Consider the following 4,541-nt stretch of genomic DNA (forward strand, 5'->3'; position numbering starts at 1 on the left):
GGGTGTGGGACAGGGCGGCGAGCGCGGCCTCGGCGAGCACCACATCCTCGGCGGCGGCCCACGTCCTGACCAGCGGCGTGCCCTCGTCGAGCGGGGCGGCGCGGGCGATCGCGGAGGCGCGTTCGGGTGGCGGCAGGGCGGTGTCGGCGGCGGCCCTGGCCAGCAGGCGGGCGGCGGCGGCCTGCTGGCGGGGCAGCCAGCGGGCGGTGTCGCGGCCGGTGGGCGGCGTCCAGTGGGTGCCGTGGGTGAGGAAGCGGCCGTAGGGCGGGGTGTCGCCGAGCACCAGGTCGAGGAGATCGGTGCGGCGCCGGGTCAGGACGGCCAGGACCGGGGGCAGGACGGCGGCCGAGGGCTCCTGGGCGAGGAGTTCGGCCACCCGGTCGTCCCGTTCGCGTGGCGGCTCCAGCCACCGGGTGATCGCGGTGCGGGCGGTTTTCGCCGCGGCCGAACGCGATGGCCTGCCACAGCAGTTCCTGAAGCTCGGGCATGGTGTGGGCGCGCCGTCCGAGGGAGCGGGCGAGGGCGAAGGTCAGCTCGTGGTCGACGCGTTCGGCGCCCGCCTCCAGCCAGGGGCGCAGCGCCTCGAAGACGGTGTGTTCCTGGCCGCGCCGCAGCTGGTGGTCGAGGCGGCCGAGGTCGGCGGCGCCGACGCTGCCCGCGAGCCGGGTGACGGTGCGCAGCGCCCAGCCGAGCAGTTCGCGCCGCCCGGTGACGGCGTGTTCGCGCAGCAGGGCGACGGCGAGGCGGCGCAGCGCCTGCCGGGTGGCGGTGGAGGAGTCGCGGGCCTGGATGGCGTCGGTGGCGACCCGGTCCAGGGGTTCGGCGGCGTCGTCGGTGAACAGGGCGGGCGGGGTCGCGGCGAGCGCGTCGAGGGCGGCGTGGCGCACCGGGTCCTGCTCGCTGCGCAGCCGTTCCAGCTGCCGCAGCAGCGCGGTGACGGCGTCCGGGTCGCCGGAGCGGGCGGCGTTGCGGATCAGCAGCGGGTAGGCGGTGGCGCGGTCGTCCGCTGCGGGGCGGCGGGTGGCCGTCAGCAGCTCCTCCCGCGCCTCCTCGACCGGCAGATACGCGACCGCTTCGAGCACCGTGGTCCAGTGCGCGCCGCGCTCGCGCGCCTGCGTGGCCATGCGGTGGGCCTCCGCCTGGCGGCGCGGGCGCGGCAGGGCGTCGAGGACGGCAGGGGCCAGGACGGCGTGGGAGGGGTCGTGTTCGGCGGTGGCGGCGTCGAAGAAGGCGGCGCGGCGGGCGGGCGGCAGGGCGGCGAGCAGCCGCGCCAGGGCCTGGGCATCGTGGGCCAGGGCCCGGCCCAGCGCGTCGAGTTCGGGCGGATCGGCCGACACCAGGCGGCGCAGTACGGCTCGTTCCAGCCCCCGGCCGCGCAGCAGGCCTGCGTGCTCGGGCGTGAGCAGCAGATCGACCGTACGGCCGGGGTCGGCGGCCACCAGCGTGCCCAGCCGGTGCCGCAGCGGCGTGGGCAGCGGGCTGTGGCAGCACCGCTCCAGCAGGTCCAGTACGCGGTGGGGTTCGGCGCGGGCGGCGAGCGCCACGCCGGGCGCGTACCGCAGCCACCAGTCGGTACGCAGCGCCACGGGCAGCGCGGTCAGCTGCCGTTCGGCCTCGTCGAGGACGGCGGCGGGGTGACGGGCGGTGAGGGGCCGCCAGCTGCCGACCGCGTGGAACAGCGCGGGCAGCAGCCGTACGACGGTGTCCGCACCGCAGGCCGGCAGCAGCCGGGCGGCCTCGACGTCGCCCCAGCGCTCCCGCAGCGGGTCGACCAGCCGGTCGGCGAGGGCGGTGCGGCGCTGGGCGACGACGGCCCGGATCAGCTGGCGCCGTACGGCGGCGGGCGCGTCCTCGAACGCCGCCTCCAGCGCCTCGTCCCGGACCCGGGCCCCGGCACCGGCCCCTCTGAGGGCGTGGCACCGCACCAGGGGGTCGGGGTCGGTGAGCAGCGTCTCCAGGTGGCCGGTCCGCCCCCCGATCGCGGCCGCGGCGGCGGCCAGCCGCTCCTCGTACGCCCCGCGTCCCGTCAACTCCCCGACGAGTGCGGCCAGTTGGCCCTGGGCACTGGCGGCCCGCACCCGCACGGCCAGCTCCCGCATGCGCCGCGGATAGGGCAGCGGGTCGAGGGCGGCGATCAGTTCGTCGGCGAGGGCGCGGGGCGCGTCGGGGTCGTACACCATGCGGAGGATTCTCCCCGGCCCGGTGGCCGGAGACGCGACGGGTCAGACGTCCGGCTGGTAGATGGTCTCCCAGGGGGTCCGCTGCCAGGGGCTGTCCTGGTTCATCGGGTCCACCAGCCGCTGCACGGCCCGCGCCGTGTCCTCCTGCGACACCGGCCAGTCCTCGTTCTCGGTGCCGTGAAGGGCGCGCATCCAGGCCAGCCGTCCGGTCATGAAGTCGTCCGCGTACTCCTTCCACGAGCCGTACGTGCGCGCGACCGGCGCCACGACCTCGCGCAGCAGCCGCCACGCGGTGGGCTCGTCGATGTACCCGGAGGCGAGGCCGTAGCGGGTGATGTCCGCGTAGCGGGCGATGTCCCAGGCCAGCGGCGGATGCCCGATGGCCGCCGCCATCCGCGTACGGTGTCCGGTGGTCGCCAGCCGGTGCAGGACGCCGTGCAGGTCCTCCGTGGTGGTGATGCCCCAGCTCTCCGAGAGCCGTCCCCGGGAGGTCGACACGTCGACGCGCTTGAGCGGGTACAGCAGGGTATGCGAATGCCCCGGGGTGCGCTCGGCGAGGATCGCCGCGAGCGAGACCATCCACCGCTGGTGGGAGGTCAGCGGGGTGGGGTAGCGCTTCTTCGCCGACGGGCCCACGGCCATCTTGACCAGGGTGCCGCCGAACTGTATCCAGCCAGCCATAAGGCGAATGATGCTGGCAGAGCCGCTGCCCGCGGTCAACCGGGGTCCGTACGCCGTGCGGGGGCGCCCGGTGGCGCTTACGCTCATGGAGTGGGTCGGCCGTGCGTCGGCCACCCCCTGCGCAACCCCGCCCGACCGGCCGTACAGCCCCGAAACGAGGGGGTAGACATGCCGGAGCTGTTCATCGGCGGACAGTGGACCGCCGCCCTCGACGGACACACACGGGAGATCCGCTGCCCGGCGGACGGGTCCCTGGTGGCCACGGTGGACGAGGCCGGGCCGAAGGACGTGGCCGCGGCCGTCGCTGCGGCCCGGGACGCGTTCGACCGCGGGCCCTGGCCGGGCACTCCGGCCGCCGAGCGCGGGCGGCTGCTGCTGCGCGTGGCGGATCTGCTGGAGCGCGACAAGGCGGATCTGGCCCGCGCCGAGTCCCTGGACACGGGGAAGCGGCTGGTGGAGAGCGAGTACGACCTCGACGACATCGCTGGGTGCTTCCGCTACTTCGGCCATCTGGTCGCCACCGGTGGCGCGGACCGGGTGCTGGACACGGGCAGCCCGGAGATCGACAGCCGGGTGGTGCACGAACCGGTCGGGGTGTGCGCCCTGATCACGCCGTGGAACTATCCGCTCCTCCAGACGGCCTGGAAGGTGGCCCCCGCGCTGGCCGCCGGGAACACGTTCGTCCTCAAGCCCAGCGAACTGACCCCGCACACCGCGATCGGGCTGCTGCGGCTGCTCACCGAGGCGGGGGTGCCCCCTGGCGCGGCCAATCTCGTCCTGGGGGCCGGGTCCACGACGGGCGCGCCGCTGGTCACGGACGAGCGGGTGGACATGGTGTCCTTCACCGGCGGGGTGGTGACCGGGCGGTGGATCATGGCGGCGGCCGCGCCCACGGTCAAGAAGATCGCCCTGGAGCTGGGCGGCAAGAACCCCAATATCGTCTTCACCGACTCCGATTTCGACACCGCCGTCGACTACGCGCTGACGGCCGTGTTCCTGCACTCGGGCCAGGTGTGCTCGGCGGGTGCGCGGCTGCTGGTCCAGGAGCAGGTGCACGACGCGTTCGTGGACGAGGTGGTGGCCCGCGCCCGGGCGATCCGGCTCGGTGGCCCGTTCGACGAGAACGCCCGTACCGGCCCGCTGATCTCGGCCGCGCACCGCGACAAGGTGGCCTCTTATGTGGCGGCGGGCATCGACGAGGGCGCGGTGCTGCGCTGTGGCGGGGCGCCACCCGACGAACCGTCGCTGGCGGGCGGCCACTACTACCTGCCGACGGTGCTGGACGACTGCACGCCGGACATGACGGTGGTGCAGGAGGAGTCGTTCGGCCCGGTGCTCACGGTGGAGCGGTTCCGGGACGAGGAGGAGGCGGTGGCGCTCGCCAACGACACGGTGTACGGGCTGGCGGGCGCGGTGTGGACGCAGGACGCGGAGAAGGCGCACCGGGTGGCGTCGCGGCTGCGCGCCGGAACGGTCTGGATCAACGACTTCCATCCGTACGTCCCGCAGGCCGAGTGGGGAGGGATGAAGCAGTCGGGCATCGGCCGTGAGCTGGGACCCGCGGGGTTGCACGAGTACCAGGAGGCCAAGCACATCTGGCGCAACACCGCGCCCCGCCCCCAGCGGTGGTTCACATGACGGCGGCCGATCCCACCGAGCCACCCCGCCCCGATCCCCGGG

2 protein-coding genes and 1 pseudogene are annotated in these 4,541 nt (G+C 75.1%); 1 reads left to right on the top strand and 2 read right to left on the bottom strand.

Going from position 1 to position 4,541, the window contains the following annotated elements; all coding sequences use genetic code 11:
* Together SSOG_RS09065 and SSOG_RS09070 are read right to left on the bottom strand one after the other, a co-directional pair.
* Nucleotides 1–2,180 (bottom strand): annotated as a pseudogene (locus SSOG_RS09065) (hypothetical protein); the annotation flags it as partial.
* 42 nt (nt 2,181–2,222) lie between these two features.
* Entirely contained in the window at nt 2,223–2,861 is a 639-nt protein-coding gene (locus tag SSOG_RS09070) for a DUF1266 domain-containing protein (RefSeq protein ID WP_050799823.1), read from the bottom strand.
* Nucleotides 2,862–3,029: 168 nt separating this feature from the next.
* Between SSOG_RS09070 and SSOG_RS09075 the strand changes: the two genes are divergently transcribed.
* On the top strand, nt 3,030–4,499 hold the full coding sequence (locus SSOG_RS09075) for an aldehyde dehydrogenase family protein (protein WP_009713916.1): 1,470 nt from the start codon (nt 3,030–3,032) through the stop codon (nt 4,497–4,499).
* The last annotated feature ends 42 nt before the right edge of the window (nt 4,500–4,541 follow it).

The organism is Streptomyces himastatinicus ATCC 53653 (assembly GCF_000158915.1).
Taxonomy (GTDB): Bacteria; Actinomycetota; Actinomycetes; order Streptomycetales; family Streptomycetaceae; genus Streptomyces; species Streptomyces himastatinicus.